Origin of the sequence: Haloplanus sp. HW8-1, assembly GCF_023703795.1 — an archaeon.
Classification (GTDB): Archaea; Halobacteriota; Halobacteria; order Halobacteriales; family Haloferacaceae; genus Haloplanus; species Haloplanus pelagicus.
Map to the genome: position 1 here is coordinate 570557 of NZ_CP098518.1, position 24284 is coordinate 594840.

The 24284-nt window shown below is 68.2% G+C and carries 26 protein-coding genes; 17 read left to right on the top strand and 9 right to left on the bottom strand.

Translation table 11 applies throughout. The features are described from left to right. Nucleotides 1-21 precede the first annotated feature (21 nt). The 4 genes from NBT82_RS02975 to NBT82_RS02990 form a co-directional block, all read right to left on the bottom strand. A complete protein-coding gene (locus NBT82_RS02975; RefSeq protein ID WP_251330104.1) occupies nt 22-528 on the bottom strand; it encodes a phage tail protein in 507 nt (168 codons plus the stop codon). Continuing rightward, nucleotides 525-1112, bottom strand: coding sequence for a phage tail protein (locus NBT82_RS02980; protein ID WP_251330105.1), 588 nt, complete (start codon nt 1110-1112; stop codon nt 525-527). The genes NBT82_RS02975 and NBT82_RS02980 overlap by 4 nt, the downstream gene beginning before the upstream one ends. Before the next feature lie 111 nt (nt 1113-1223). Beyond that, a complete protein-coding gene (locus tag NBT82_RS02985; protein ID WP_251330106.1) occupies nt 1224-2813 on the bottom strand; it encodes a GMC family oxidoreductase in 1590 nt (529 codons plus the stop codon). Next, complete coding sequence (locus NBT82_RS02990) at nt 2806-3351, bottom strand: gluconate 2-dehydrogenase subunit 3 family protein (RefSeq protein WP_251330107.1); 546 nt, start codon at nt 3349-3351, stop codon at nt 2806-2808. The genes NBT82_RS02985 and NBT82_RS02990 overlap by 8 nt, the downstream gene beginning before the upstream one ends. 165 nt (nt 3352-3516) lie before the next feature. Between NBT82_RS02990 and NBT82_RS02995 the strand changes: the two genes are divergently transcribed. Beyond that, complete coding sequence (locus tag NBT82_RS02995; protein ID WP_251330108.1) at nt 3517-4152, top strand: PH domain-containing protein; 636 nt, start codon at nt 3517-3519, stop codon at nt 4150-4152. Between the two features lie 3 nt (nt 4153-4155). Continuing rightward, entirely contained in the window at nt 4156-4815 is a 660-nt protein-coding gene (locus tag NBT82_RS03000; RefSeq protein ID WP_251330109.1) for a PH domain-containing protein, read from the top strand. A 671-nt stretch (nt 4816-5486) separates the two neighbouring features. On the opposite strand, the gene NBT82_RS03005 is transcribed toward NBT82_RS03000, so the two are convergent. After that, on the bottom strand, nt 5487-6860 hold the full coding sequence (locus tag NBT82_RS03005; RefSeq protein WP_251330110.1) for an NAD(P)/FAD-dependent oxidoreductase: 1374 nt from the start codon (nt 6858-6860) through the stop codon (nt 5487-5489). Between the two features lie 105 nt (nt 6861-6965). Between NBT82_RS03005 and NBT82_RS03010 the strand changes: the two genes are divergently transcribed. After that, the gene (locus NBT82_RS03010) at nt 6966-7928 is read left to right on the top strand and encodes a D-2-hydroxyacid dehydrogenase (RefSeq protein ID WP_251330111.1); all 963 of its coding nucleotides are present in this window, start codon (nt 6966-6968) and stop codon (nt 7926-7928) included. Nucleotides 7929-7982: 54 nt separating this feature from the next. Here NBT82_RS03010 and NBT82_RS03015 read toward each other — a convergent pair whose 3' ends face one another. Beyond that, nucleotides 7983-8717, bottom strand: coding sequence for a fumarylacetoacetate hydrolase family protein (locus NBT82_RS03015; protein WP_251330112.1), 735 nt, complete (start codon nt 8715-8717; stop codon nt 7983-7985). Nucleotides 8718-8879: 162 nt separating this feature from the next. Here NBT82_RS03015 and NBT82_RS03020 point away from each other — a divergent pair, with 162 nt between their 5' ends. The 5 genes from NBT82_RS03020 (at nt 8880) to NBT82_RS03040 (ending at nt 14947) form a co-directional block, all read left to right on the top strand. Further along, on the top strand, nt 8880-10592 hold the full coding sequence (locus NBT82_RS03020) for a glutamate--tRNA ligase (RefSeq protein WP_251330113.1): 1713 nt from the start codon (nt 8880-8882) through the stop codon (nt 10590-10592). Nucleotides 10593-10631: 39 nt separating this feature from the next. Beyond that, nucleotides 10632-11945 (top strand): aminotransferase family protein, encoded by a 1314-nt coding sequence (locus tag NBT82_RS03025; protein WP_251330114.1) that lies wholly within the window; start codon nt 10632-10634, stop codon nt 11943-11945. A 60-nt stretch (nt 11946-12005) separates the two neighbouring features. Next, nucleotides 12006-13715: an aldehyde ferredoxin oxidoreductase family protein gene (locus NBT82_RS03030; protein WP_251330115.1), complete on the top strand. Its 1710-nt coding sequence runs from the start codon at nt 12006-12008 to the stop codon at nt 13713-13715. Nucleotides 13716-13810: 95 nt separating this feature from the next. Beyond that, entirely contained in the window at nt 13811-14140 is a 330-nt protein-coding gene (locus NBT82_RS03035; protein ID WP_251330116.1) for a 4Fe-4S dicluster domain-containing protein, read from the top strand. A gap of 69 nt (nt 14141-14209) precedes the next feature. Next, nucleotides 14210-14947 (top strand): GNAT family N-acetyltransferase, encoded by a 738-nt coding sequence (locus tag NBT82_RS03040; RefSeq protein WP_251330117.1) that lies wholly within the window; start codon nt 14210-14212, stop codon nt 14945-14947. On the opposite strand, the gene tmcA is transcribed toward NBT82_RS03040, so the two are convergent. Next, entirely contained in the window at nt 14948-17179 is a 2232-nt protein-coding gene (gene tmcA / locus NBT82_RS03045; RefSeq protein ID WP_251330118.1) for a tRNA(Met) cytidine acetyltransferase TmcA, read from the bottom strand. Between the two features lie 118 nt (nt 17180-17297). Between tmcA and NBT82_RS03050 the strand changes: the two genes are divergently transcribed. The 5 genes from NBT82_RS03050 to ndk all read left to right on the top strand — a co-directional run bounded on the left by NBT82_RS03050 (nt 17298) and on the right by ndk (nt 19665). Continuing rightward, nucleotides 17298-18242 (top strand): ring-cleaving dioxygenase, encoded by a 945-nt coding sequence (locus NBT82_RS03050; RefSeq protein ID WP_251330119.1) that lies wholly within the window; start codon nt 17298-17300, stop codon nt 18240-18242. A 171-nt stretch (nt 18243-18413) separates the two neighbouring features. Beyond that, nucleotides 18414-18776, top strand: coding sequence for a 50S ribosomal protein L7Ae (gene rpl7ae / locus NBT82_RS03055; RefSeq protein WP_251330120.1), 363 nt, complete (start codon nt 18414-18416; stop codon nt 18774-18776). A gap of 6 nt (nt 18777-18782) precedes the next feature. Beyond that, nucleotides 18783-19007 (top strand): 30S ribosomal protein S28e, encoded by a 225-nt coding sequence (locus tag NBT82_RS03060; RefSeq protein ID WP_049936843.1) that lies wholly within the window; start codon nt 18783-18785, stop codon nt 19005-19007. Further along, nucleotides 19007-19204 (top strand): 50S ribosomal protein L24e, encoded by a 198-nt coding sequence (locus NBT82_RS03065; protein ID WP_251330121.1) that lies wholly within the window; start codon nt 19007-19009, stop codon nt 19202-19204. Before NBT82_RS03060 ends, NBT82_RS03065 begins: the two co-directional genes overlap by 1 nt. Next, entirely contained in the window at nt 19201-19665 is a 465-nt protein-coding gene (ndk, locus tag NBT82_RS03070; protein ID WP_251330122.1) for a nucleoside-diphosphate kinase, read from the top strand. Before NBT82_RS03065 ends, ndk begins: the two co-directional genes overlap by 4 nt. 33 nt (nt 19666-19698) lie before the next feature. On the opposite strand, the gene NBT82_RS03075 is transcribed toward ndk, so the two are convergent. Next, nucleotides 19699-20280, bottom strand: coding sequence for a hypothetical protein (locus NBT82_RS03075; RefSeq protein ID WP_251330123.1), 582 nt, complete (start codon nt 20278-20280; stop codon nt 19699-19701). A gap of 83 nt (nt 20281-20363) precedes the next feature. Further along, nucleotides 20364-21089 (bottom strand): helix-turn-helix domain-containing protein, encoded by a 726-nt coding sequence (locus tag NBT82_RS03080; protein WP_251330124.1) that lies wholly within the window; start codon nt 21087-21089, stop codon nt 20364-20366. Between the two features lie 237 nt (nt 21090-21326). Here NBT82_RS03080 and NBT82_RS03085 point away from each other — a divergent pair, with 237 nt between their 5' ends. The 4 genes from NBT82_RS03085 to NBT82_RS03100 are packed head-to-tail and all read left to right on the top strand — an operon-like array spanning nt 21327 to nt 24282. Beyond that, nucleotides 21327-22730 (top strand): selenium-binding protein SBP56-related protein, encoded by a 1404-nt coding sequence (locus NBT82_RS03085; protein WP_251330125.1) that lies wholly within the window; start codon nt 21327-21329, stop codon nt 22728-22730. Continuing rightward, nucleotides 22731-23048 carry a 2Fe-2S iron-sulfur cluster-binding protein gene (locus NBT82_RS03090; RefSeq protein WP_251330126.1) on the top strand — a complete coding sequence of 106 codons (318 nt, stop codon included), beginning with the start codon at nt 22731-22733 and terminating at the stop codon, nt 23046-23048. Next, nucleotides 23045-23755, top strand: coding sequence for a hypothetical protein (locus tag NBT82_RS03095; protein WP_251330127.1), 711 nt, complete (start codon nt 23045-23047; stop codon nt 23753-23755). The genes NBT82_RS03090 and NBT82_RS03095 overlap by 4 nt, the downstream gene beginning before the upstream one ends. Next, complete coding sequence (locus tag NBT82_RS03100) at nt 23731-24282, top strand: metal-dependent hydrolase (RefSeq protein WP_251330128.1); 552 nt, start codon at nt 23731-23733, stop codon at nt 24280-24282. Before NBT82_RS03095 ends, NBT82_RS03100 begins: the two co-directional genes overlap by 25 nt. Nucleotides 24283-24284: the final 2 nt, after the last annotated feature.

Sequence of the window (24284 nt, forward strand, 5' to 3'; positions counted from 1 at the left end):
GTGGCCAATGGCGCCGACCCATCAGGGATCGGCCTCGATGGCCTCGATCCCGTCGTGGGCCAGTTCCAGTGTCTCGGTGGCGGCGGCCGGTCGATCCGCGGCCAGTTCCGGTCCCTCCCATCCGACCGGCGTGGCGTTGAGACAGCGCCACCCCCGCGCCCGGGTGCCGGCCTCGTCGAGGAGGAACACCCGCACGTCCCGCCGCTCGGCCGTCCCGTCGACCCAGCCGCGGAGCCAGTCCCACAGCCGCCGGTCGTCGGTCACGCCACGTCGGAGTCGGAGGGTCGGCGAAGTGGTGCGTCGTCGCGAGGGGGAAGGGATCGCGCCGGCGAACCGGCCGGGGCGCACGCGCCAGCGCAGCCGATCCGGCGTCCCGGCCGGTTCGTCGCCCCCACCGTCGTCGGCCGGCCGCGCTTGGACACGCACCGACAGGCCGGTCACCGCCGTGAACCCGAGAGGCGGGCGGTCGTCGCCGAGATCGACGTCGAACCGATGGCGGCCGTAGGGGTCGGCGCCGCGGTCGCTCATTCCGTCTCGCGGGGCCGCACGTCCGGCTTCTCGGGTGGAGACGACTCGAAGGACGGCGTCCCGTCGAGCGGTTCGCGATCACCATTTGCCGGCGGTGACGCCCGCTCGCCGTCGCGGGTCCCGCCGTCGGTCTCCTCGTTCTCGCCGCCGCCGCGTCGGACTCCTTCGTGGACGATTTCGAGCGTCTCGATGGCGACGGCGGAGCGGTCGGCGTCCAGCGTCGGCCCCTCGTAGCTGGCCGGCCAGGCGTTCCGGAACTCCCAGCGCGCCGCGGTCGAGCCCTCCTCGTCCAGCAGGACGACCGCGACGGAGCGACGCGCGTCGTCCACCTTCCCAGTCTCGACGAGCCGTCGCCACTCGGAGAGCTCGATGGAGTCGGTCGTGACGCCGTTCCGGAGCTCCAGCGGGCCGTACTCGTTTAGCCCGGCGAGCTTTCGGGGCGTCGGCGGCTCGTTGCCCTCGCGGTACTCGACGACCGTCGTCGACGTCGACGGGAGCCGACAGCGGCTGAAGCCGGCCTTCGCGACGCCGTCGATTTCGAGGAGGAAGCGCGCCACCCGGAACGGCCCGTGGCGGTCAGGCATCGTACCGCTCCGTTCGGCGGTTCGAACCGCTCGGTTCCAGGCCCTGTCGTGCGGTATCTATGTACATACCGCCTAGCCGAACTCATTCAGAGATATTGAAACTTTCCGCGCTCACAGCCAGTCGGCGAGGCGGTCGGCGAGCCGGCAGGACAGCGCCGCGATGGTGAGGGTGGGATTCATCGCGCCGCCGGTCGGGAAGACGCTGCTGCCGGCGATCCACAGGTTCCGGAGGTCGTGGGCACGGCAGTCGGGGGCGACGACGCTCTCGCTCGGGTCGGTCCCCATCCGTGTCGTCCCCATGTGGTGGTAGGCGGGGCCGGTGGCGTCCGGGCCGACCACCCAGTCGACGGTGGCGTCGAGTTCCTCCAGAATCGCCACCTGCACCTCGTTGACCCGCTCGATGGCGGCGCGCGTGCGATCCCCGACCGACCACCGCACCTCGGGGACGGGGTTGCCGTGGTCGTCGGTCGTCGAGCGATCGAGCGTGATGCGGTTGTCGGCGTCGGGAAACTGCTCGACCAGGCCGCCGACCGCGAGGTGGGTGCCGTAGGAGTCCCGCAGCGAGTCCAGCAGGTCGTCCCCCCAGGTGTCCGCGTGGAGGGCCTCGATCACCGGCGACGGGCCGGCGTAGTTGAGGAACTCGAGTTTGACCCCCGGCAGCGGGTCGGTGTCGTCGTAGAGCGCGTGGCTCTCGGTGGTGTTGAATCCGACGTGGTTCTGCCGGGTCGGACGGTCGATCCGACCGCCGGCGCCCGCAAAGCAGTGGTCCATGAAGTACCGCCCGACGAGGCCGGAGGAGTTGGCGAGGCCGTCCGGGTAGGCGTCGGAGGCCGAGAGGAGGAGGAGGCGGACGTTCTCGACGCCGCCGCAGGCGAGGACGACGGCGCGGGCGGCCTGTCGGTGTTCCCGGCCGTCGGGGGTGGCGTAGACGGCGGCCTCGATCCGGTCGTCGGTGTGGGCGAGTCGCTGGACCGGTGCGCGGTCGATCACCCGGGCGCCGGCGGCCTCGGCGCGCGCGACGTGGCGCTCGGCGGTGTACTTGGCACCCGAGGGACAGACGGGCTTGCAGGTCCCGTAGCCGACGCAGGCGGTCGCGTCGTCGTACGGTTCGGAGTTGCGCGCGTTCGGCACCGAATGGGTCGGGAGCCCCAGCGACTCGCAGGCCTCGGCGAAGATGGCGTCGCTGTGGGAGGGCGGGAAGGCCGGGAGGGGATGGGGCTCCTCGCGGGGCGGCGCGAAGGGGTTGTCGGCGGCGCCGGCGACGCCCAGTTCCCGCTCCGCCTCGGCGTAGTACGGCCGGAGGTCGTCGTATCCGATGGGCCAGTCGCTCCCGACGCCGTGACGGGATCGCATCTCGAAGTCGCGCTCGTGGAGGCGCATCACCATCCCCTGCCAGTGGAGCGTCGATCCGCCGACGCCCTTCACCCGGGCGGCGTTCAGGGGGTAGTCGCGCGGCCCGCTCGTCGCGTAGGCGTCGCGCTCGCCGCCCATCCCCCAGAGTCCCTCGATACCGGGACGCAGGTGGGCGTCGAGTTGCTCCTCGCGGTCGGCGGGGTCGAACCGCGGTCCCGCGTCGAGGACGACGATGTCGTGACCCGACTCGGCGAGCCGAGCGGCGACGATGGCGCCGGCGGGGCCCGCGCCGACGACGCAGACGTCGACCGGCGACGAGGGGGTCCGGTCGGTCGTCGGTTCAGCCATCGTCCTCCATCGAAGCGCGCCGGTAGCTCTCGGTCCCCCCGGGGTAGCCGATCGGGTTCTCGATGCCCACGAGGCGACCACCGGTCGGCGAGGCGTAGAAGGCGTAGAGCAGTTCGTTGACGACGTACAACCGGACGCGGGTCGAGAGAGTGTCGTCGGGGTCCGGATCGGCCACGTCGACGCCGAGGTCGCGGAGCAACCGGTCGCGGGTGGCGGCATCGAGGTCGGTCAGGGGGGCGTCGAACCAGTCGCGGGCCGTGGCGTCGAGGGCCGCCGCGGCATCCACCACGCCCGCTCGGTGGTCGGGGTCGTCGGCCATCCGACCCGCCACGTACGTCCCGACGAACTCCTCGATGCCCGTCGCGGCGTCGGGATAGACGACGTCGGCGACGGCCACGAGCGTCGCGAGCGTGTCCTCGGGGACGTCGGCGTCTGCGGACCCTCCCGCGGACTCCCCGTCGCGGAGCGTGTGTCCGACGGCGACCGCGCCACCCGTCGCCGCCAGCGCCGCCAGCGCGTCCCGCCTCGTCAGATCCATCGGAGGTGGATTAGGCAGGCCTAAATTTATGGCTTGCCCTCCGGATCGACGCCGCGGTCAGAACGGTCGGATATCCGGGTGGCATCGTCACGAGAACGGCCCGCCGCACGCGGACGGCGTCATGATTACCAAAATTTATAACTTTACCGATATTAACCGTGGCGCATGGTACCATCACCCGACTGGCTCTCGCTCGATGCCGGAGAGGAAGTCGTCTGGACGGGGGCCCCGCGATTGCGACGAATCATCTCGAACGTCGCGACGTTCGCTATCTGGTCGCTGGCGGCGTTCGCGGCGGCGTTCGCCCTCACGACTGTGCTGAACGTCGAACTCCCCATCCCGAATCGGGCAGTGTGGGGTGTCGCCGTCCTGTGGACGCTCCTCCAGGCTGTCACCCCCGTCTGGGCGTACTTGCGAACGACAAACACCGACTACCTCCTTACCGACGAGAACGTCTACAAGAAGACCGGCGTCTGGTCGGAGAACGTCACCCGAATCGGCATCGACAAAATCCAGAACACGCAGTTGAAGAAGGATTTCTTCGGCAACGTTTTCGACTACGGAACGATCCTCCTCAGCACGGCCGGCGGGGGTGGAGTCGAGATGTCGATCGAAGATCTGGACGATCCCGACGAACTCCGTACCGAACTCCGGACGAGGATCGCACAGGCCAGCGACCGAACTCACGACGAATCCGGGACGGGTCACGGTAGCGTCGACCCCGAAACGATCGACGCTCTCGTCGACGAGGCGACGAAGCTGCGTGAAACTACGGAGACCGTCGAACGCCACCTGCAATAGACCATGCCGGAAGCAACTACCGACGCCGACGTTCCTGCATCGACGCCGCCCGACCACGCGGTTCCCGAGTGGCTCTCACTCGACGACGGAGAGGAGATCCAGTGGATGGGCAGCCCTGTTCCGGTCAGCATCGTCGGGACCGCCGTCTGGGGAGTGCTGCTCACCGTCGTCCTCATCGGCTTTCTCATCCTGCTCATGCTCCCGTTCTCGTGGATTTCGCTGCGGAACACCGACTACGTGGTCACCGACGAGTCGCTGTACGTCAAGAAAGGTGTCCTGGGAACGAACATCGAGAGCGTCGCGCTCGACAAGATTCAGAACACCGAGTATAGCCAGTCCTTCTGGGGAAAACAGTTCGGTTTCGGCAGTATCGACATCAGTACCGCCGGTAGTTCCGGTGCCGAGATCAGTTTCCAGAAGGTCAAAGACGCCCGCAGCGTTCGAGAGACGATCACCGGCCTGACCACCGAGACCCGACGTTCGACTTCGGCGAGCGACGGGACGACGGAGTCGACCGCCGCTTCGACGACCGACCGGATGGACGAACTGGTCGAGGAACTCCACGCCACCCGACGAGCAATGGAGCGGATAGAGCAGCACCTGAGCGACGAGCGGGGAGCGTCGCCCGGCGACTCGCCTTCCGCCGAGGACACACCGAACTGAAAGTGCGACTCGTTTTCGGCGCGTCGTACCTCCGATCGGGCGGGCCTCACACACCGGGCCCCGGTCGAGTCGTGCCTCCCCGAACGTGCGCCCCCGCTCTCGCCGACGAACATCCCGCAGGACACGTCGACGGACGTTCAGGCGCCGCCGGCCTCGCCCTGGTGGAATCGCGGCACGCCAGCAGACCTCTCGCTGAATTAAAACGTACGCCCGGAACACTACCGAGCGACCATCTACTAGTAGGCCCGATGGATGTAGAGTGAGTAAGCGTTCGGCGACCTCCCGGGTCCTGACGGACCGCTCGGTCGCCGATTCACTCGCGCGAACGGACGTGAGCGCGAGGCCGACGAGCGACTAAGCGCCGAAGGCGCGCTGGAGCGAGGAGTGCTTTTGTCCGAGCTTTTGCAAGCGAGCGCAGCGAGCGCTGCAAAAGGTCGTAGTGTGCGCCCGGAACACTAACGTCCGGCCTCATCCCTGGCGGCGTGCCGTGTCGGCCGGCTAACCCTCGTGCCGGGCGGCCGTCGACTGCGTGGGACGGCGCCACGTGTCTACTGTCGCGTGCCCGGGTTCGCCGCGCGGTCATCGCGCCCTGGTGGGCGTGCTCGGGCGGGGACTGAAGGCACGCACGAACGAGTACGTTCCCCAGTCGCTAACCTCTTGTGGACCGGCAGTCAGTAGACGTAGTCGTCGTCGGGAATATTGAGGTAGCCGCCTCCACGGAGGCGGCGCTTGCGCCACCGGTAGCCCACGAGGAGTTTGATGGCGTTCCATCCGGCCGCGAACTTCCGGTCGAACAGCCGATAGCCCGCCTCCTCGGCGAGCATCTTCCGAGCAGTACGGAACACCCGATCCCAATCGTCGGGGCCGTAGTCCGCGACCATGTCGGCCATCGTCACGTTCCGGAGGATCTCGTCCTCGATGGCGTCCTTCCAGGCGGCGTTGTACGGGGAGAGATCGCCCGTTCCTGCCAGTTCGCCAGCGATGGCGCCGGTGCGGACGGCGACGTGATCCCCACCCTCGTGGAACGCGGAGGTGGTGCCCATCGCCCCGCCGGCGACGGCGATTCCGGCCTCGACCGGCGAATCGATCGGGCGGGTCGAGGAGATGGGGTACGTCTCGGTGCCGCCCGATTTCCCCCGGTCCTCGACCAGCGGAAAGTCCCCGGGAACGTCGTACTCGTCGCCGTACTCGTGTTCGAGGAGCCGACGGAGGTACTCGCTCCCGCCGGGGACCGACTCGTCGTCCGGGCGGATCAGGGCGTAGGACGCCGGCTTGGCGATATCGCCCAGGTCGAGGCCGATTGGCATCGTGAGGCCGACCCGAGCCACGCCGTCGTCGTTGGGGAAGATCCACGGGTACGCCGTGTGACCGGGGATGTAGCCCCACCAGAACGTGATGGCGCCCCGGAGGTCCTCCGCGACCGCCGGCGGCAGTTTCCGGTGTTCCTGGTACGCGATATGGTTGGCGGTCGTCGTCCCGAGACGGTCGGTGACGGGGTACGGGAGGTAGCGATCCAGCACGCGGTTGGTGACTGTACGCTGGGGGCCATCCGCGAGGATCACGAAATCGGCCGTCACGGACTCGCCGTCGGCCAGTCGGACGGTGTGACGCGGGTCGTCGCCCAGGTCCGTCTCGACGTCCTTGACGGAGACGCCGACGCGGTAGTCGGCACCCGCATCCTCGGCGCGTTTCCGGAGCCAGTCGTCGAATCGGGCGCGGTGGAAGGTGTATCCGAAGCCGTCGTACGAGGAGTCGATGCCGGTACTGTGCAGGACACAGGACTCCGTGGGGCCGACGAACGAGGCTCGGTCGAGTTCCGACAGCAGGACGTCGTCCGGGAACTCGTCCGGGTGGATTCCCATGATGTCGACCCAGTAATCGAGGATGCCGGCGGCGTCCGTCGAGTCCGGCCCGAGCCCCGCTCGGTCGTCGCGGGGGACCCCCTTCTCGAAGACGCGCGCGGAGGCACCGGCCTCGGCCGCCGCGTGTGCCGCCGCGGAGCCTGCGGGACCGCCGCCGACGACTGCTACGTCGACGTGTTCCATACCGTCCCTCCGACGGGCGACTGTATTAATGACCCGGAACGCGGCGAAGGGTTCGCCGCCTCGATCCCCGGAGGGTCTATTACGGAGGCGGGTGCAACCCCTGCCATGACCGATCCCGACGTCGTCGTGTTGCGACAGAAGGTACACGGCATGGATCCGGAGTCGTACGGAACGAAACTGCGCGAGCGGCTCCCCGACCACGACGTGGCCGTCGCGACCACGCCCGACGAGGAGCGCGACCTGCTCCGGCGGGCGCGGGTGGCGACCGGCATCCACTTCGACACCGAGTTGCTCGACGGAGCCGAGTCCCTCGACCTCTTTGCCTGTGCCTTCGCCGGCACGGGTCACCTCGATGTCGACGCGTTCGCCGATGCGGGCGTGGCCGTCACCAACGCCGCCGGCGTCCACGGTCCCAACATCTCGGAGTACGTGATCGGCGCGCTGGTCGCCCACGAGCGGCGGTTCAGGCGCGCCCGGGATCAACAGCGTCGCGCCCACTGGGAGGCGTATCCCGTCGGGGAACTCCACGGAAGTACCGCCGCAGTCGTCGGACTGGGCGCCATCGGCTCCGCGCTCGTCGAGCGGCTCCACCCCTTCGGCGTCGAGACCGTCGGCGTCCGGTACACGCCCGAGAAAGGCGGGCCGACAGACGAGGTGATCGGGTTCGACGACGTTCACGACGCGCTGGCCGGCGCAGACTACGTGATCCTCGCCTGTCCGCTCACCGACACCACTCGCAGCCTGATCGACGCCGAGGCGCTGGCGTCGATGCCCGCGGACGCCCTGCTTGTGAACGTCGCTCGCGGCCCTATCGTCGACACGGACGCCCTAGTGACGGCGCTCCGCAACACGGACCTCCGCGGGGCGACCCTGGACGTGACCGATCCCGAACCGCTGCCCGCGGACCATCCCCTCTGGTCGTTCGAGAACGTCCAACTCACCCCGCACAACGCCGGCAACACCCCGCAGTACTACGACCGCCTCGCGGACATCCTCGCCGAGAACCTGCGACGGATGGACGAGGGGACCGACGACCTGGAAAATCAGGTGGTCTATAGTGGCGATTGAAAGTCATTACACAGCCGATCGCAGTACTGCGTCCGATCGGCTGAGCAACCAGTTTCAATCGCTACTATAGTTCTCGGGTGGTGCTACCTCGTTCCGGAGGGTCCCGACGCCCTCGTAGGTGATCTCGACGGTGTCGCCGGGTTCGATCGTGCCCGGATTGGCCGGACTGCCGAAGGCGATCACGTCTCCGGGGCGGAGGGTGAACCGCTCGGAGAGGAAGGCGACGACCTCGTAGGGGTCGAACAGCATGAGTTCGGTGTTGGCCTCCTGCCGTCGCTCACCGCTCACGTCGGTGTACATGTCGATCCCGCGTGGATCGAGGTCGGTTTCCAGCCACGGTCCGAGCGGCCCGGAGCCGTCGAACGCTTTTCTGGCCGTTCGTCCCGGCTGATCGAGGGCGTCCACGTCGTTCATGATCGTGTAGCCCCGAAGCACCTCGGGCACCTCCTCGGGGTCGAGGCGGTGACTCCGCTCGTCGATCACGGCGGCGAGTTCCCCGGCGTAGGTCACTTCCTCGGAGAAGGTGGGGTAGGGAATCGGCTCCTCGTGGGCGATGACCGATGCGGGCGGCTTGATGAAGAAGGCTGGCTGATCGGGCACGTCGTACTCCATCTGGTCGAGCGTCTCGGCGAAGTTCCGCCCGACGCAGTACAGCGCCGAGGGGTCACAGGGCGGCGCGAGGTGGCCGTCCTCGCCGACGACGTACGTCTCCGCGTCCGTCTCGACGACGCCGTCACGATACTGGCCGGCGTACACGTCGCCATCGACCGCGATGCGTGCGCGTCTCATACCGCCCCCGTCCCGGTCGACCGACAAACCGCTTGTGGAACGTCCTCGTGTGTCCTGTGGCGGCGAAACGGTCGTGTATATCAACTGAGAACCTGAGACGCACCCCTGCCCGCGGCCCCCGATCCACGTCAGTTTTTACCCGTCGGCCGGTACCGAGGGGTAATGGACTCCGAACTGCGCGACCGCGTCGAACGAGCGGCGCGGACGCACGCACTCCTCAACGCGGTGAAATACGACAGCGACGCGGACGTGGGCGCGGTCATGGGCCCGCTGATGGGCGAGAACCCCGACTTTCGCGAGTACGCCGACGAGATTCCGGGTGTCGTCGGCGGCGTCGTCGCCGAGGTGAACGACCTCTCGGCCGCGGAGAAGCGGGCCGAACTCGAGGACCTCGCACCCGAGGAGTTGGCCGAACTCGAAGCCGAGGACGAGGGCGAGGACCATCCGCTTCCCGACCTGCCGAACGTCGGCGACGAGGGCGTCGTGATGCGCGCGGCCCCGAACCCCAACGGGCCCTGGCATCTCGGGCACGCCCGGATGCCCGCCGTCATCGGGACGTACAAGGACCGCTACGACGGCCGCTTCCTCTGTCGGTTCGACGACACAGACCCCGAGACGAAGCGACCGGATCTCGACGCCTACGACGCCATCCTCGAGTCCATCGACTATCTCGGGTTCGAACCCGACGACGTGCTCCGCGCGAGCGACCGCCTCGAAACCTACTACGAACACGCCCGCAAGTTGATCGACCTGGGCGGTGCATACACCTGCTCCTGTCCGCAGGCCGACTTCTCCGACCTGAAGAACGCGGGCGAAGCCTGTCCGCACCGAGACAAGGACGCCGAGCGAACCCGCGAGGAGTTCGAGGCGATGGTCGACGGCGACTACTCGGCCGGCGAGATGGTCCTCCGGGTCCGGACGGACATCACGCACAAAAACCCCGCGCTCCGGGACTGGGTGGCCTTCCGCATGATCGACCGCCCCCACCCACGCCCGGAGGCAGCCGACTACCGCTGCTGGCCCATGCTCGATTTCCAGTCGGGCGTCGACGACCACCTGACCGGCGTCACGCACATCATCCGCGGTATCGACCTGCAGGACTCCGCGAAGCGCCAGCGGTTCGTCTACGACTACTTCGACTGGGAGTATCCCGAGGTGATCCACTGGGGCCACGTCCAGGTCGACGAGTACGACGTGACCCTCTCCACGTCGACGATCAAGGAACTGATCGACGAAGGCGTTCTCGACGGCTGGGACGACCCGCGGGCGCCGACCCTCGCCAGCCTCGAACGGCGCGGCATCCGCGGCGAGGCAATCGTCGACGCGATGATCCAACTCGGCACCTCGACCAGCAACGTCGAACTGTCGATGAGCGCCGTCTACGCGAACGACCGCGACCTGATCGACGACGACGCGAATCGGTACTTCTTCGTCCGCAACGGCGTCCGGAAGGCGCTCCACGGTGCGCCCGATGCCGGCCACCCGCCGGTCCACCCCGAACACGAGGAGCGGGGCCGACGGGACGTGCCCGCCGGCGACGCCGTCCTCGTCGAACCCGCGGACGTGCCCGGCGACGGCGAGCGCGTTTGGTTGAAGGGTCTCGGCTGTGTGCGACACGTCGACGGAGCCTTCGAATACGTCGGCGACGACATCGCCGCCGTCCGCGAGGAGGGCGTACCGGTCGTCCACTGGGTGTCCGCCGAGGGCGGCGTCGACCTGCGCCTGCGGACGATGGACGGTGACGTGATCGGCGTCGCGGAACCCGGCGTCGCGGGCGTCGACGCCGACGCAGTGGTGCAGTTCGAGCGGGTCGGATTCGCTCGGATCGACGGCGAGGCGAACGGCGAGACGGTCGCGTACTTCGCCCACGAGTAACGCCCGAACGTTTATTCCCGCCGTGGCCGACGAGAACGTATGCCACGACCGACCGTCGAGACCCGTTCAGACGCCATCCCCCACTGGTACGGTGGCGACGACGTGTTGACGCTCGTCGAAGGGGACGGCCTCACCGTCTACGACAACGAGGGAAACGCGTACCTCGATTTCGTCTCGCAGCTCTACTGTGTCAATGCCGGCCACGGCGAGGAGCGAATCGCCGACGCGATCACGGAGCAGGCGTCGGCGATTCCCTACGTCGCCTCCTCGAAAGGCAACGACGCGCGGTCGGCGCTCGCCGGCCGGATCGCCGAGGTCGCGCCCGGTGATCTCGGGGACGTGTTTTTCGCCGTCTCCGGCAGCGAGGCCAACGAGGCTGCCGTCCAGTTCGCTCGGGAGTACACGGACGCTCGGAAAGTCCTCACGCGCTATCGGTCGTACCACGGCGCCACGTACGGCGCGGCGTCGCTGACGGGCGACCCCGTGACGCGCAACGCGATGGGTCGGCGGGCGGAGACGGGCGGCGCGGCGAAGTTCCTCCCCCCACTGTCCAACCGTTCGCCGTTCGACGCCGACACACCCGCCGGTCTCGCGAAACAGGCCGCCGACCACCTGGAGTACGTGATCCGTCAGGAGGGCCCCGACTCGGTCGCGGCGGTTCTGATGGAGCCGATCGGCGGGTCGAGCGGTGCCTACCCCGCCCCGGCCGACTACTGGCAGCGCGTCCGTGGCATCTGTGACGAGTACGACGTCCTCCTGATCGCCGACGAGGTCATCACGGGCTTTGGTCGGTGTGGCGAGTGGTTCGGCATCGACACCGAGGGCGTGGTGCCGGACCTGCTCACGTTCGCCAAGGGCGTCACGAGCGCGTACGTTCCACTTGCGGGCGTGGTGGCGAGCCCTGCGGTCGCCGCTCACCTCCACGAGTTCGGCATCGAGGTGGGTCAGACGTTCGCCGGCCATCCACTTGCGTGTGCTGCGGGCATCGCAGCCATGGACGTCTACGCGGACGGCCTGATCGAGAACGCCAGGTCGCGGAGCGATCACCTCGAAGCCCGCCTGCGCGACCTCGAAGCCTACGACGCGGTCGGCGACGTGCGCGGTCGCGGCTTGCTGTGGGCCGTCGAGTTCACCGACCCCGAGACGGGGGAGCCGTACCACCACCCGTGGATCGAGTCGGGGGACAACCCCGTCGACGACGTGATCGACGACGCCGAGACGCGGGGCGTCCTCGTCGGTGGTGGCCGCCCGCGAACACAGGTCGTCGTCGCGCCACCCCTCCCCGTGACCGACGACGAGATCGACGAAGCCGTGGACGCACTGGACGCGGCGATCACGGCGGTCTTCGACTGATCCGTCGGCCGTCGGGAATCGGGGGTACCGTTTAATAAGCCGGAGTGCCCGACATCGGCCATGCTCACCACCGAGGGACCGCTCCTCACGATCGACGTGGGATCGCGACGGGCCGACACCGCAGACGTCGACGACGTCCTCGAGGCGTACATCGGCGGCCGCGGGGTCGCGACCCGCCTCGCTCACGACCGGATCCCGTTCGACGCCGATCCACTGGCCCCCGAGAACCGCCTCTATTTCACGACCGGGCCCATGCAGGCCTCGTCGATGAGCTTTACCGGCCGCACCTCGGCGACGGCCGTCTCGCCGCTGACCGACGGCCTGCTCTCGACCAATGCCGGCGGCTTCGTCTCGCGGAACCTGCTGGGGACGGGCAACGCCGTCGTCGAACTCGTCGGGGCGAGCGACGTTCCCCTGATCGTCCACGTCCGCGAGGGCGGCGTGACGTTCGAGGAGGTCCCCGACCTGTGGGGCGCGGAAGTGCCTGCGGTCACCGACTACGTCGAGGCGGAACACGACCTCGGGGCGGAACACGTGGCCTGCATCGGTCCGGCGGGCGAAAACGAGGTCCGGTTTGCCTGCATCATGACAAGCGAGACCCGGGCCTTCGGCCGCGGCGGCCTCGGCGCAGTGCTGGGATCGAAGGGAGTGAAAGCGATCACCTTCGACGGCGACGCCACCCCGAACGTGGAGATCGACGCCGAAGCGGATGAGATCCACCGCGAGGCGGCCACGAGCGACCACATCATGAAACGGCAGGGGACCAGCAGCGTCACCGACCTCGCCAACGAGATCGGATCCTTCCCCACCCGCTACTTCGAGGACGTGCGCTACGAGGAGTTCGAGAAGATCAACGGCGATCGAGTGGAGGAAAAAAAGTACAAGAAGGGGACCTGCTCGCAGTGTGCGTTTGCCTGCAAGTTGCCGACGAAGGACGAGGCGGCGGGCGTCGAGACGGAGGGCCCGGAGTTCGAGACGATCATGTCTTTCGGCGGCAACTGTGAGGTCGACGACATCGTCTCGATCATGCAGTCGAACGACCTCTGTGACCGACTGGGGATGGACACCATCTCCTGTGGCAACGCGGTGGCGGCCTATCTGAAGGCCGAGGATGCCTTCGGCGACGACGAGTTGATCCACGAGACCGTCGAGAAGATCGCCCACCGCGAGGGCGACGGCGACCGCCTGGCGGAGGGGATCCACAGGTTCCACGAGGACCTCGGCGTCGAGGACTGGACGGTCAAGGGCATGACCTTCTCGGCGCACGACGGGCGGACGCTCAACGGACAGGGACTCGCCTTCGCCACCGCCAACCGCGGCGCCGACCACATGTACGCGACGTTTTACGCCTACGAGTACCCCCTCGTCGACGCCTCGGAGGCGTTCGAACCGGCAGGACTCTCGACGGCCAAAGCCGAGAAACTCGTCGAACTTGAGAACAAGCGCGCACTGGAGGACTGTGGTGTCGTCTGCCGGTTCTCGCGTGGGATGATGACCTCGGAACGCTTCGAGCGACTCTTCGACGCCGACTTCGACGACCTGCTCGCGGTGGGGGCCCGTGTCGTCGAACTCGAACGCCACTTCAACAACCGGCGCGGGTTCGACCGGTCGGACGACGACCTGCCGTACGACCTGCCGGACTTCGAATCGGCGCTCGACGCCTACTACGACGCCCGCGGGTGGACCGCCGAGGGCGTCGTCCCCGACGACGACGTCGAAGCGGGCGCGAGCGTCGACTATAGTAGCCTTTGTGAGTCATCAAACACCTGATCGCGCGCAGTCCGGCGATCAGGTGTGCAAACAGTTCCGAACGCTACGATAGCGTTCGGTCGTAGGTTTATCCGTGCCGGGCGCTGAACCCCGGTATGGCCATCGACCCGAACTTCGAACGGAACCGCGAGCGGGTGGACGAGGAGGACGGCGTCGCCGTCTGGGGACCGGTCGAACCGCCGGAGACGCTCGGCATCCACGGCACGCACGTGGCCGTCGACTTCGACATCTGCCTCGCCGACGGTGCCTGTCTCGAGGACTGTCCGGTCGACGTCTTCGAGTGGGTGGACACGCCGGGTCATCCCGAGAGCGAAATCAAGGCACACCCGACCTACGAGGACCAGTGCATCGACTGTATGCTCTGTGTCGACGTCTGTCCGGTCGACGCCATCGACGTGGATCCGAGCCGCGAGAACCGCCGCTGAGCCGCGCTGCTCCCCGCCGTCCCGTATCCATCACGAACGATTAAGTGTGTTACTGTGTTACACGTGAGCATGGAGCTGACCGAGCAGCTGAATTTCGATCACGAGGACCGGCGGGATATTTACGACTACGTGGAGGCTCACGGGGACGTTCGGGCGGACCAGGTGCGTCGGGCGCTGAACCTCGACCCCGAGGCGTTCGGCCACCACGTCACCATTCTGCGTCGCGACGGGTACGTCCGGCGCGACGGCAACAGGCTCCGGGTGGCCTACCAGGAGGAGGACGTGGAGGAACACGCCGCCGCCGACGTCACGTTCACCATCCGGGCAGCCCAGCAACGCGACCTTTCCGGGTTGATCGGCGTCATCCGGGAGGTGGCCGAGGAGGGCACCTACATCGAGGCGGAGACGGTGGCGGACCTGCTGGATCACGAGGAGGTGATCCTCCGACACAACGAGGTGCGTTCGCGGATGGTGTTCGTCGCCTGCGTCGACGACGAGGTGGTCGGCTGGGTCCACCTCGACCTCCCCGAGATGGAGAAACTGGCCCACACCGCGGTGCTGACCGTCGGACTCCTGCCGACCTACCGGGACCACGGTATCGGGACCGCGCTCCTCGACCGGGGCGTCCGCTGGGCGTGCGAGCACGGTTTCGAGAAACTGTACAACAGCGTCCCCGCGACCAACGAGGCCGCCGTCGACTTCCTCGAAGCCCACGGCTGGGAAACCGAGGCGATCCGTGAGGACCACTACCACATCGACGGCGAGTACGTCGACGAGATGATGCTGGCGACGTTCCTCGACTGCTGATCACTTGTATCGGGCCCGTTCCTCGGCCGCCGCCTCGTTCCCGTACCGTTCGACTAGTGGCCGGTAGGCCCTCCCGAGTGTGCGCATACACTGGCGCGTGGAGACGTAATCGAGGTCGGCGGCTACCCGCTTCCACGGCCACGCCTGGAGGGATTTGCGGACCAGTAACCGCTCGGCGCGGGGCGATAGGTCGGCCATCGGGTCCGTCAGATGAGCGAGCGCCAGATCCCTGAACGCGCCGGGGGCGGCGTCGTAGAGTCCCGGCCCGAAGGCCGCGGCGGCGACCACGCGCCACTCGTGGTCGGTGAGGCTCGGTGTCGCCGGTAGATCGGTGGCCCGCAGCATCGCTCGCGCGACGTCGGGGTCGAGGTCGCGCAGGGCATCGGAGAGTCCGTCGCGCATCCGTCGACGGAACCGCCGTGCGTGTCGGTCGTGGAGCGCCTCCCCGGCCGGACTCGTCGGTCGGAGCATCACCGCCGAGTACTCGCCGCTGGCGTCGTTCCGGGTCGTCGAGCAGTGGACCGTCCGGTAGCCGTTCCGCGCCCAGAACCGGACGAGCCGCGGTGTCGCGCCGTAGCCGACGCCGAACCAGTCGACGGCGTCGTCGAACTCATCGTGACAGGCCGCCAGCAGCCGCGATCCGAACCCCTCCGAGCGGAGCGCGGGATGGGTGGCGATGCGCAGCACCCGGTAGCCGACTGGCGCGCCCGCCCCGAAGTCGCGCAACTGACTCGTCAGCACGTCCGGGAGCATGTTCCCCCGGACGCGCTTTCCCTCGTACATCTCCTCCCGGAGCGATTCGGGGAGCCCACCCTCGCGTGCGAGGAGGGCGACGGCGGCGACGTGGCCGTCGACACGGAGCGCCCGGGCCGTGAGGTTGGGCGCATCGAGCAGCCGGAGCAGGTCGTCCGGTTCCGTCCGGTAGTGAGCGAGAACGAGGAGGCCGAACGCCTCCCGGAGCAGGTGTTCGTCGGCCAGCAGAGTTCCGGGGTCGAGCGCCCGGTAGGTGGCGTCCGCGGGTGTCGCCCCCGCGAGGACCTGCTCCACGGCGGGGCGGGCGTCCAACAGGAGCGCGCGGAACGCCCACACTTCGACGGGATCGCCGGCCGCATAGCGGATGGGGTCGTGGAGGCGGACGTCGGTCACCTCGCGGTCGCTCTCGGCGAGGCGCTCGCGGAAGCGTACGTCGAAGCCGCGACCGGTCCCCTCGTAGCCGTGGACCGTGGTAACGAAGGCCGTCGCGGGCGCATCGAGGAAGGAATCGAGACGCCGGACGGGCAGGGCGGCCGCCTCGTCGACGATCACCGCGTCGGGAGATCCCGGCAGATCGGCCGCCGACGCGGGGTCGAAAAAGCGGACGCTCCCCCCGCCCGTCGCCGACAGGACGTGAGTCTCGTCGTCGTCGTCCGCGAGGGCGTCGAGGCCGGCGAGCAATGCCCGCGCCCGGTCGAACACCTCCGCAGCGTTGCGGTAAGAGGGGGCAGTGACGATCACGTCCCGGCCGTCGGCGGCGAGGCTCCCGGCGGCGAGGCCGGCGGCCGCCGACTTGCCCCGTCCCCGGTCGGCCTCGACGACGACGGCGACGTCCGTTCCGCGGAGGCGTTCGAGCGCGAACAGGGCGTCGGCCTGATCGGCCGTGAGACACGCCTCGTAGGCTTCGGTGGGGTAGGTGGCGACGTCCGGAACGGGCACGTCGCCGCGCGGCCGCGCCGCCCCCGCGCCGGTCAGGCCCTCGTTTTCGACCGTTCCGGCGTCCACGTCGACGACGGCGACCCCCGGGTGTTCGCGGAGCGTCCCGACGAGTCGTCGTCGGAAGTTCCCGGTTACGGCCGCGACGGTGAAGGGCGGCACGGCGAGTCGCTCGTCGGCGTCGGTTCGCTCGTCGGGCCAGTCGTCGAGCGGCGGCGTCACGAGGACGAGCAAGCCCCCGCCGTCGACGGCGCCGACGACGCGGCCGAGGGCGTTCGGCGAGAACTCCTCGTGGGTGTCGAGGACGACGACGTCCCGCGTGGTGCCCAGGAGTCGGCTCGCGTGTTGCGGGTCGATCCGCTCGGCCCAGCCGATTTCGCGGGTCGTGACGGCGGTCACGTCGGGGTCCTCGCCGACCGCATCGACGGCCCGGGAAGCCGCGTCGAGTCCCCGCGCTCGGTCGCCAGCGAGGGTCAGCAGGCGACGCTCGTTCGCGCGGTCGGCTTCGGCCCGGAGCGCGGCGGCGACGCCGGCGAGGTCCATATCCGCCCTATCCCGGCGGCGACCAAGGGCCTTGCCCTCCGGTCGCGGCGACGTCGGTAACGGGTGGTGACACTAGTGTTACGGGGTCGTTAACTTTCCCCGCGACGTAGTCGGGAGCATGCCGACCGACATACCTGGAATCCACCACGTCACCGCCGTCGGGGCCGATCCCGCGCGCAACGCGGCGTTCTACACGGAGACGCTCGGGCTTCGCCTCGTCAAGCGAAGCGTCAACCAGGACGACGTCTCGGTGTATCACCTGTTCTACGGCGACCGCACCGGATCACCGGGAACCAGTATGACCGTCTTCCCGTACCCGGACGCGGCCCCCGGGCAGGTCGGACAGGGACAGGCCAGCGCCGTCGCCTTCCTGATCCCCGACGGATCGGTCGACTTCTGGATCGATCGACTGGCGTCCGCGGACGTCGACGCCGAGACGACCGAGCGGTTCGGCGATACGGTCGTTCGATTCAGCGATCCGGACGGCCTGCCGCTGGAACTGGTCGCGCGGACCGACGCCCCCGCGGGTGATCCCCCCGAGAGACCGGTGCCCGCCGAACACGCCATCCGAGGCTTTTTCGGCGTCACCCTCTCGCTTTCCGACGCCGACCGGACGGCGACGCTCCTCGAGGCGATGGGATTCGAGACGACCGGAACCGAGGGGCGCCGTCGACGCTACGAGGCGGACGGCGACTTGGGATACGTCGTCGACCTCTCCGAGGATCCGGACGCGCCGCAGGGACGCCCCGGCGCGGGAACGGTCCACCACGTCGCCTTCCAGGTGACCCGGGAGACCCACGCCGAGTGGCGACAGGTCCTGATCGATCACGGCCTGCGACCGACGGACATCATCGACCGCAAGTGGTTCGAGTCGGTGTACGCCCGGACCAGCGGCGGCGTCCTCTTCGAGTACGCGACCGAGGAGCCGGGATACACCGTCGACGAGGAGTTGGCGCACCTCGGGGAACGGCTCGTGTTGCCCGAGTGGCTGGAGGGGCGGCGCGACGAGATCGAGGCGGACCTGCCGTCGCTGGAACTCCACGACACCGTTCGACAGGAATAGGGTGTCCGGATCGGCCGTGTGCCGTCCTCTCACTCCCTCTCGGCTTTGAAAGCGCTTTTATGGGGTCCCCTGCTAACCGACTGTACAGCCTGCCCGCGGTTGATGATGCGCCTCGCCATCAGGGACTCACTCTGGTGAGGTGTGCGAGCCGACGGGTGGGAGGTACAAATCATGTCAGTTTACGTCAATTTCGATGTCCCGGCGGACCTCGCCGAGAGCGCCATCGAGGCGCTCGAAGTATCGCGAGACACGGGTAGTGTCAAGAAAGGAACGAACGAGACGACGAAGGCGGTCGAGCGCGGCAACGCCGATCTCGTCGTCATCGCGGAGGACGTCCAGCCCGAAGAGATCGTCATGCACCTGCCGGAACTCGCCGACGAGAAGGGGATCCCCTACGTCTTCGTCGAGACACAGGACGACGTGGGCCACGCGGCGGGGCTCGAAGTCGGGAGTGCCGCGGCCGCCATCGTCGACGCCGGCGACGCCGAAGAACAGGTCGAAGACATCAGCACGAAGGTCGAGGACCTCCGGTAAGCGATCATGAGCGCCGAAGAGAGTGCCAGCGACTCGATGCCCGCCGAGGTAATCGAGATCGTCGGCAAAACCGGCATGCACGGTGAAGCCATGCAGGTCAAATGTCGAATTCAGGAGGGCTCGAATCAGGGTCGAATCATCACGCGCAACGTCCTGGGGCCCGTCCGCGAGGGCGACGTGCTCCAGTTGCGCGAGACACAGCGCGACGCCGACTCCATCGGAGGACAGTAATGGTCGACACACGAACCTGCGATTACACGGGTGAGGAGATCGAACCCGGTACGGGGACCATGTACGTCAGGACGGACGGTACCGTCCTGCACTTCGTGGACTCCAAAGCCGAGAAGAACTACTTCCTCGGTCGCGAGGCCCGGGATCTGGAGTGGACGGCCGACGGACAGGCCGCCGGCGGACAGGGTGAGGAATGAGCGACGCCGAGCGAACCTTCGTGATGGTCAAACCCGACGGCGTCCAGCGCGGCCTGATCGGCGAGATCGTCTCCCGCTTCGAGGACCGCGGGCTCACGCTCGTCGGCGCGAAGTTCATGCAGATCTCCGACGAACTCGCCCACGAACACTACGGCGAACACGAGGGTAAACCCTTCTTCGACGGCCTCGTCGACTTCATCACCTCGGGCCCCGTCATGGCGATGGTCTGGGAGGGCCAGGACGCCACGCGGCAGGTCCGGCGCATGATGGGCGAGACCGATCCTGCCGAATCGGCCCCGGGTACGATCCGCGGCGACTTCGGCCTTGACCTCGGTCGGAACGTCATCCACGGCTCCGACCACGAGGACGAGGGCGCAAACGAACGCGAGATCGCACTCTTTTTCGACGAGGACGAACTCGTCGACTACGATCGGGTCGACGAGACCTGGTTGTACGAGTAGGTCGCCCGTCGTCTCGACGGGACCGTTCCGGACTCATCCGGAGCTGGCACTCCCCGGCGCGGCTTCGGCGCCGATGTTGTTGGGGACGTCGTTCCGGTCGGCTCGGGCGTGGAGCGCGACCACGTTGTTTTTCGTTCCGCCCTGATCGGTCGTGTCGAAGTAGACGCCGACGCCGACGCTGTCTCCGACGCCGAGATACTGGGCCTCGACCTGCCGACCGGAGAGCGATTCGGCCGACTTCGGCAGGGTGAGCGGCGTCCGGTCCGCGGAATCGTACAGGTAGTATTCGGTCTTGAAGCCGCCGGCGGTGAGCCTGGCCCACAGCCAGACCGGCTGTGTCCCGGCGTTGGTCACCCGGAACACGTCGTCCATCCAGGTGTCGGCGTCGGTGTTGAGCTTGCCGATGTCGATCCCGAGTTCGCCACCCTGGGTCCGAGTGTACGCGCCGTTCGGCCCGGACGCGGGTTCGATTCCCAGCATCGCCCCGGCATCGTCGGCGACGGCGACGCTGATGTCGCGGTCGGCTCGCGCACTGGTGAAGGCGCCCGTCCCGACCACCGCCGCTCCCCCTGCGACCAGCGACGCGAGTCCCGAGAGCAGCCTACGTCGTTCCATACGGGGGACGAATGGCCCGAAACGGCTTTGTATTGAGTCTGTTGACCCGGTTCAAACGGCCTTAGAACGCCGGAAGCATCGCCCTACTCGCTGCCCGACCCGCCGAGATACCCCGTTACGAGCGTTCGCTCCGCCTGCCGGAGTCGATACGAGAGTGTCGATCGTGGGAGGTCGAGTTTCGACGCCAGTTCGTCGAGCGTGATGGCACGCGGCGTGCGGTAGTAGCCGTGGTCGACGGCGGCCTGCATCGCCGCTCGGTGCTCGGGGGAAAGCGAGACCGACTCGAACGGGTTCTGGTGCCACCCCTCGACGTCCCGAAGATGTTCCATCCGAAACGCGATCCCGGACCTGAGGGTCGCACCGAGCGCGTCGTAGAGTAGTCCCACCTTTTCGTCGGATCGGAGTAGGATGCGCCACTCGTGGCGGTCGTCCAACCGCCGGGTCCGAAAGAGCGATCCGGCCGGGAGATATCGACTCGCGAGCGTCTGTACCGACTCACCGCCACCCACGTCCGTCAGGAACGTGTAGACGACGAGTTCGTCGTCGTTCCGGCCCACCACGTCGTAATATCGACTCGCCTCGCAGGCCGTCTCGGTGATCGACTCCGTTCGGCTCCCCGCCTCGGCGTGGAGGCGTTCGACCGTTGTGAGCGCCGCCGACGGGCCGGAGAACCACTCGACGCGCCAAAACTGATCGTCGGACACACAGGCGGTCAGCGACTCTCCGACGAGCCCCGGCGTGTCGATACAGACGTCCATGAGGGGATCGACTCCGGGTTCGTACCGGAGCCGGAACGCGAACTCCCGCATCAGCGACCCTCTCCCGGCCCGCGGCCACGGAGAACTCGAGCCGATCCAACCCGTTGTCCCGTCGGATCGGCCCGGCAGTCACGTACCGAGCGGCTGTCGGAGACCACACCGTCACCGTCCGCCCCACCCTCAAAAGCGTTCGCGTGGGGGAATGGGGGGGCGGCGGTTCGTCGTCGGGGTTGGCGTGCGCCAACTCAACTATTATTTGTGATGGATGCGACATACGACACGAGTAGTATGAGCACCGACGAACCCAGCAAGACGAGCGAGCACCACGGCCACGAACACCATGAGGTGGAGGGCCCCGGCTACCCGACACCCGCGGCGATGCGAACCGAGTCCGAACGCGAGAAGACTGCCTTCGTAATGGGACTTCGAGTGGGGATGGACGTCGACGAACCGGATTTCGTCGGCGTCGTCGACGTCGACCCGGAATCCGAGACGTACGCCGAACTGATCGATACGATCGAGATGCCGAACAAGGGCGACGAACTCCACCACTTCGGCTGGAACTCCTGTTCGTCGTCGTGTCACGCAGAGGGGCTGATGCGCGATCACCTGATCGTGCCCGGCCAACGATCCTCGCGCATCCACGTCATCGACGCCTCCGATCCACGAGACGCGTCGATCGAGAAAGTCATCGAACCCGAGGAGGTGTTCGAACACGACCTCTCGGCACCACACACTGTCCACTGCGTACCCGGGGGAAAGATCGTCATCAGCATGCTCGGGAACGCCGACGGCGAACTCCCCGGTGGCTTCCTCCAGCTCGATCAGGACGACTTCTCCATCGACGGCCACTGGGAGGTCGACCGCGGCGACATGGAGATGAACTACGACTACTGGTACCAGCCCCGCCACGGCGTGATGCTCTCGACGGAGTGGGCGGCACCCGAGACGTACTACCCGGGCTTCGACCTCGACGACGTGGAGGCCGGCAAGTACGGCGACAGCATCCACGTCTGGGACTGGGAGACGAAGGAACACCAACAGACGCTCACCTTCGGCGAGGAGGGCCTCATTCCACTGGAGATCAGGATGCCCCACAACCCCGAGGAGACCGAGGGCTACGTCGGCGCCGCGCTCTCGTCGAACATCATCCGGTTCTGGGAGGGGGACGGGGGTCACTGGGAGTGGGAGACGGTCATCGACGTCGAGGACCGCGAGCACCCCGACTGGGACATGCCCGTCCCGGGACTGGTGACGGACACCCTCCTGTCGCTCGACGATCAGTACCTGTTCTTCTCGAACTGGCTCCACGGCGACGTGCGGATGTACGACGTCAGCGACACAGGGAACCCGCGGCTGGTTGATCAGTGCTGGGTCGGGGGCAACTTCGGCGACCGGCAGGAGGTCGCCGGCCACGAGGTTCGCGGCGCGCCCCAGATGCTCCAGCTCTCGCGTGACGGCCGTCGGCTCTACTGGACCACCTCCCTGTTCTCCTCGTGGGACAACCAGTTCTACCCGGACATCGGCGAGGAGGGGTCGCTGATGATGAAAGCCGACGTCTACCCCGAGGAGGGCCGGATGGAACTTGACGAGGACTTCGTCGTCGACTTCGGCGATGCTCCCGGCGGTCCGGCCCGCGCACACGAGATCCGCTGGCCCGGCGGCGACTGCACCAGCGACGTCTGGCAGTAGATGGGTCACGAGGTCACCCTGGTGTGGCGCGACGGCCGCGAGGCGACCATCGAGGTGGCAAACGGGGAATCGGTCATCGACGCCACCGAGCGCGAGGGACTCGGCGTCCCCTTCGGCTGTCTGTACGGAGCCTGTGGCACCTGCACCGGGCGCCTGATCGAGGGTGACCTCGTCCACGTCGAACGGCCACGCGGCCTGAAACCGTCCCACCGGAACGAGGGGTACGTCCTGCTCTGTGTGGCCGAACCGCGGTCCGACTGTCGCGTCGAAGTGGGAGCGACGGTCCAGGCGGACCTCGTACCGAACCCGTGGAAATGACCCCCGTTCGCCGCGGGTCGGCCGTCGCCGTCGGGGCTGCCGTCCTCTCGACGCCCGCCGCCGCACACGGCGCGGAGACCGCGGTGGCGGGCGTCGGCTTCCCGCACGTCGTCGCCGCCTCGGTCGGTGCCAGCCTCCTGGGTGGCGGTCTCGTCCTCGCCGTCGCGGGTCGCCACGGCCTCCCGCTACGCGGGATCGTCCCGGTCCTGTTTCTCGCGCTCGGCGGTCTCTCGGTCGCCATCGCTCTCGACGGCGCCCCGATCGGCGCGGGACTCGGCGTCGGCGGCGGCGTGGGTGTGGTCGCCCTCGCCCGCGGCCGCGCCCTCACGGACTGTGGCGCCTGTGCGGACGCCGCGCTGGGTGCCGTGACGATCCACCGAGGACTCGAAGGGGTCGTTCTCGCGACGGTGTACGCCGCCGACGCGACGCTCGGTCTGGCGGGCGCGGCCGTCCTCGCGGCCCACGCCGCCGCCGAGACGGCGGCCGTCGGCTCGCTGTACGCCGCCACCCGCCGGCACGCGCTTGGCGCCGTCTGTCTCCTTCAGGTCGGCTTCGTCGGCGGCGTCGCCGCGGGATTGGGCGTCGTCGACGCCGTCCCCGGGGCGGTCGAGGCGGGGCTGTTGGCGCTCGTCGGCGGGGTCCTCCTCGCGGTCGGCGCCCGCGAGGGGTTCCGGTACGCCGGATGGCGACCGCGTGCCGTGGCGTAGCCACCGGTTCCGACCCCGGGTGGGGCGACGGGACTATACGCCGGACGCCGATACACACGCTCCAGCCGATGCTCTTTCCCACCCACCTCGCCGCGGCGTACGTCCTCGGTGAGCGGTGGGACCTCTCGCTACCGCTGGTCGTCGCGGGAGCGGCACTCCCCGACCTGATCGACAAACCCGCCGCGATGCTGGGTCTCGTCGACCTCTACCAGTCGGCCGGTCACTCCCTGGTCGTCCTCGTCGCCGGTTTCGTCGTGGTGTTCGTCCGGCGCGCGTGGACGCCGCTCTGGCTTGGGATAGCGTCACACCTCCTCCTCGACGCCGTCCACATGCTCCTCAACGGTCGTCCAGCGGACCTCCTCTTTCTGGCGTGGCCGGCCCTTGAACACGTCCCCGCCGTCGACCTCCCGCCGATCGAGTTCTTCCTCTACTACCTCGGGACGCGGTCCTTCTACGCGGAGTTCGTCGTCTGGGGGGCCGTCGCGGTCATGCTGGCGACCCGTAACACGCCACGCGAGCGGTCCTAAAA

What these genes read in the sequence shown, in the direction of transcription:
- NBT82_RS03100 (WP_251330128.1), top strand. Translation starts at nt 23,731, where the DNA reads ATGGCGACCGCGTGCCGTGGCGTAGCCACCGGTTCCGACCCCGGGTGG.
- NBT82_RS02980 (WP_251330105.1), bottom strand. Translation starts at nt 1,112, where the DNA reads ATGCCTGACCGCCACGGGCCGTTCCGGGTGGCGCGCTTCCTCCTCGAA.
- NBT82_RS02990 (WP_251330107.1), bottom strand. Translation starts at nt 3,351, where the DNA reads ATGGATCTGACGAGGCGGGACGCGCTGGCGGCGCTGGCGGCGACGGGT.
- NBT82_RS03030 (WP_251330115.1), top strand. Translation starts at nt 12,006, where the DNA reads ATGCTCACCACCGAGGGACCGCTCCTCACGATCGACGTGGGATCGCGA.
- NBT82_RS03090 (WP_251330126.1), top strand. Translation starts at nt 22,731, where the DNA reads ATGGGTCACGAGGTCACCCTGGTGTGGCGCGACGGCCGCGAGGCGACC.
- NBT82_RS03000 (WP_251330109.1), top strand. Translation starts at nt 4,156, where the DNA reads ATGCCGGAAGCAACTACCGACGCCGACGTTCCTGCATCGACGCCGCCC.
- NBT82_RS03040 (WP_251330117.1), top strand. Translation starts at nt 14,210, where the DNA reads ATGGAGCTGACCGAGCAGCTGAATTTCGATCACGAGGACCGGCGGGAT.
- NBT82_RS03025 (WP_251330114.1), top strand. Translation starts at nt 10,632, where the DNA reads ATGCCACGACCGACCGTCGAGACCCGTTCAGACGCCATCCCCCACTGG.
- NBT82_RS03085 (WP_251330125.1), top strand. Translation starts at nt 21,327, where the DNA reads ATGAGCACCGACGAACCCAGCAAGACGAGCGAGCACCACGGCCACGAA.
- NBT82_RS03080 (WP_251330124.1), bottom strand. Translation starts at nt 21,089, where the DNA reads ATGCGGGAGTTCGCGTTCCGGCTCCGGTACGAACCCGGAGTCGATCCC.
- NBT82_RS02975 (WP_251330104.1), bottom strand. Translation starts at nt 528, where the DNA reads ATGAGCGACCGCGGCGCCGACCCCTACGGCCGCCATCGGTTCGACGTC.
- NBT82_RS03050 (WP_251330119.1), top strand. Translation starts at nt 17,298, where the DNA reads ATGCCGACCGACATACCTGGAATCCACCACGTCACCGCCGTCGGGGCC.
- NBT82_RS03020 (WP_251330113.1), top strand. Translation starts at nt 8,880, where the DNA reads ATGGACTCCGAACTGCGCGACCGCGTCGAACGAGCGGCGCGGACGCAC.
- rpl7ae (WP_251330120.1), top strand. Translation starts at nt 18,414, where the DNA reads ATGTCAGTTTACGTCAATTTCGATGTCCCGGCGGACCTCGCCGAGAGC.
- NBT82_RS03075 (WP_251330123.1), bottom strand. Translation starts at nt 20,280, where the DNA reads ATGGAACGACGTAGGCTGCTCTCGGGACTCGCGTCGCTGGTCGCAGGG.
- NBT82_RS03060 (WP_049936843.1), top strand. Translation starts at nt 18,783, where the DNA reads ATGAGCGCCGAAGAGAGTGCCAGCGACTCGATGCCCGCCGAGGTAATC.
- NBT82_RS03010 (WP_251330111.1), top strand. Translation starts at nt 6,966, where the DNA reads ATGACCGATCCCGACGTCGTCGTGTTGCGACAGAAGGTACACGGCATG.
- NBT82_RS02995 (WP_251330108.1), top strand. Translation starts at nt 3,517, where the DNA reads ATGGTACCATCACCCGACTGGCTCTCGCTCGATGCCGGAGAGGAAGTC.
- ndk (WP_251330122.1), top strand. Translation starts at nt 19,201, where the DNA reads ATGAGCGACGCCGAGCGAACCTTCGTGATGGTCAAACCCGACGGCGTC.
- NBT82_RS03095 (WP_251330127.1), top strand. Translation starts at nt 23,045, where the DNA reads ATGACCCCCGTTCGCCGCGGGTCGGCCGTCGCCGTCGGGGCTGCCGTC.
- NBT82_RS03015 (WP_251330112.1), bottom strand. Translation starts at nt 8,717, where the DNA reads ATGAGACGCGCACGCATCGCGGTCGATGGCGACGTGTACGCCGGCCAG.
- NBT82_RS03005 (WP_251330110.1), bottom strand. Translation starts at nt 6,860, where the DNA reads ATGGAACACGTCGACGTAGCAGTCGTCGGCGGCGGTCCCGCAGGCTCC.
- NBT82_RS02985 (WP_251330106.1), bottom strand. Translation starts at nt 2,813, where the DNA reads ATGGCTGAACCGACGACCGACCGGACCCCCTCGTCGCCGGTCGACGTC.
- tmcA (WP_251330118.1), bottom strand. Translation starts at nt 17,179, where the DNA reads ATGGACCTCGCCGGCGTCGCCGCCGCGCTCCGGGCCGAAGCCGACCGC.
- NBT82_RS03065 (WP_251330121.1), top strand. Translation starts at nt 19,007, where the DNA reads ATGGTCGACACACGAACCTGCGATTACACGGGTGAGGAGATCGAACCC.
- NBT82_RS03035 (WP_251330116.1), top strand. Translation starts at nt 13,811, where the DNA reads ATGGCCATCGACCCGAACTTCGAACGGAACCGCGAGCGGGTGGACGAG.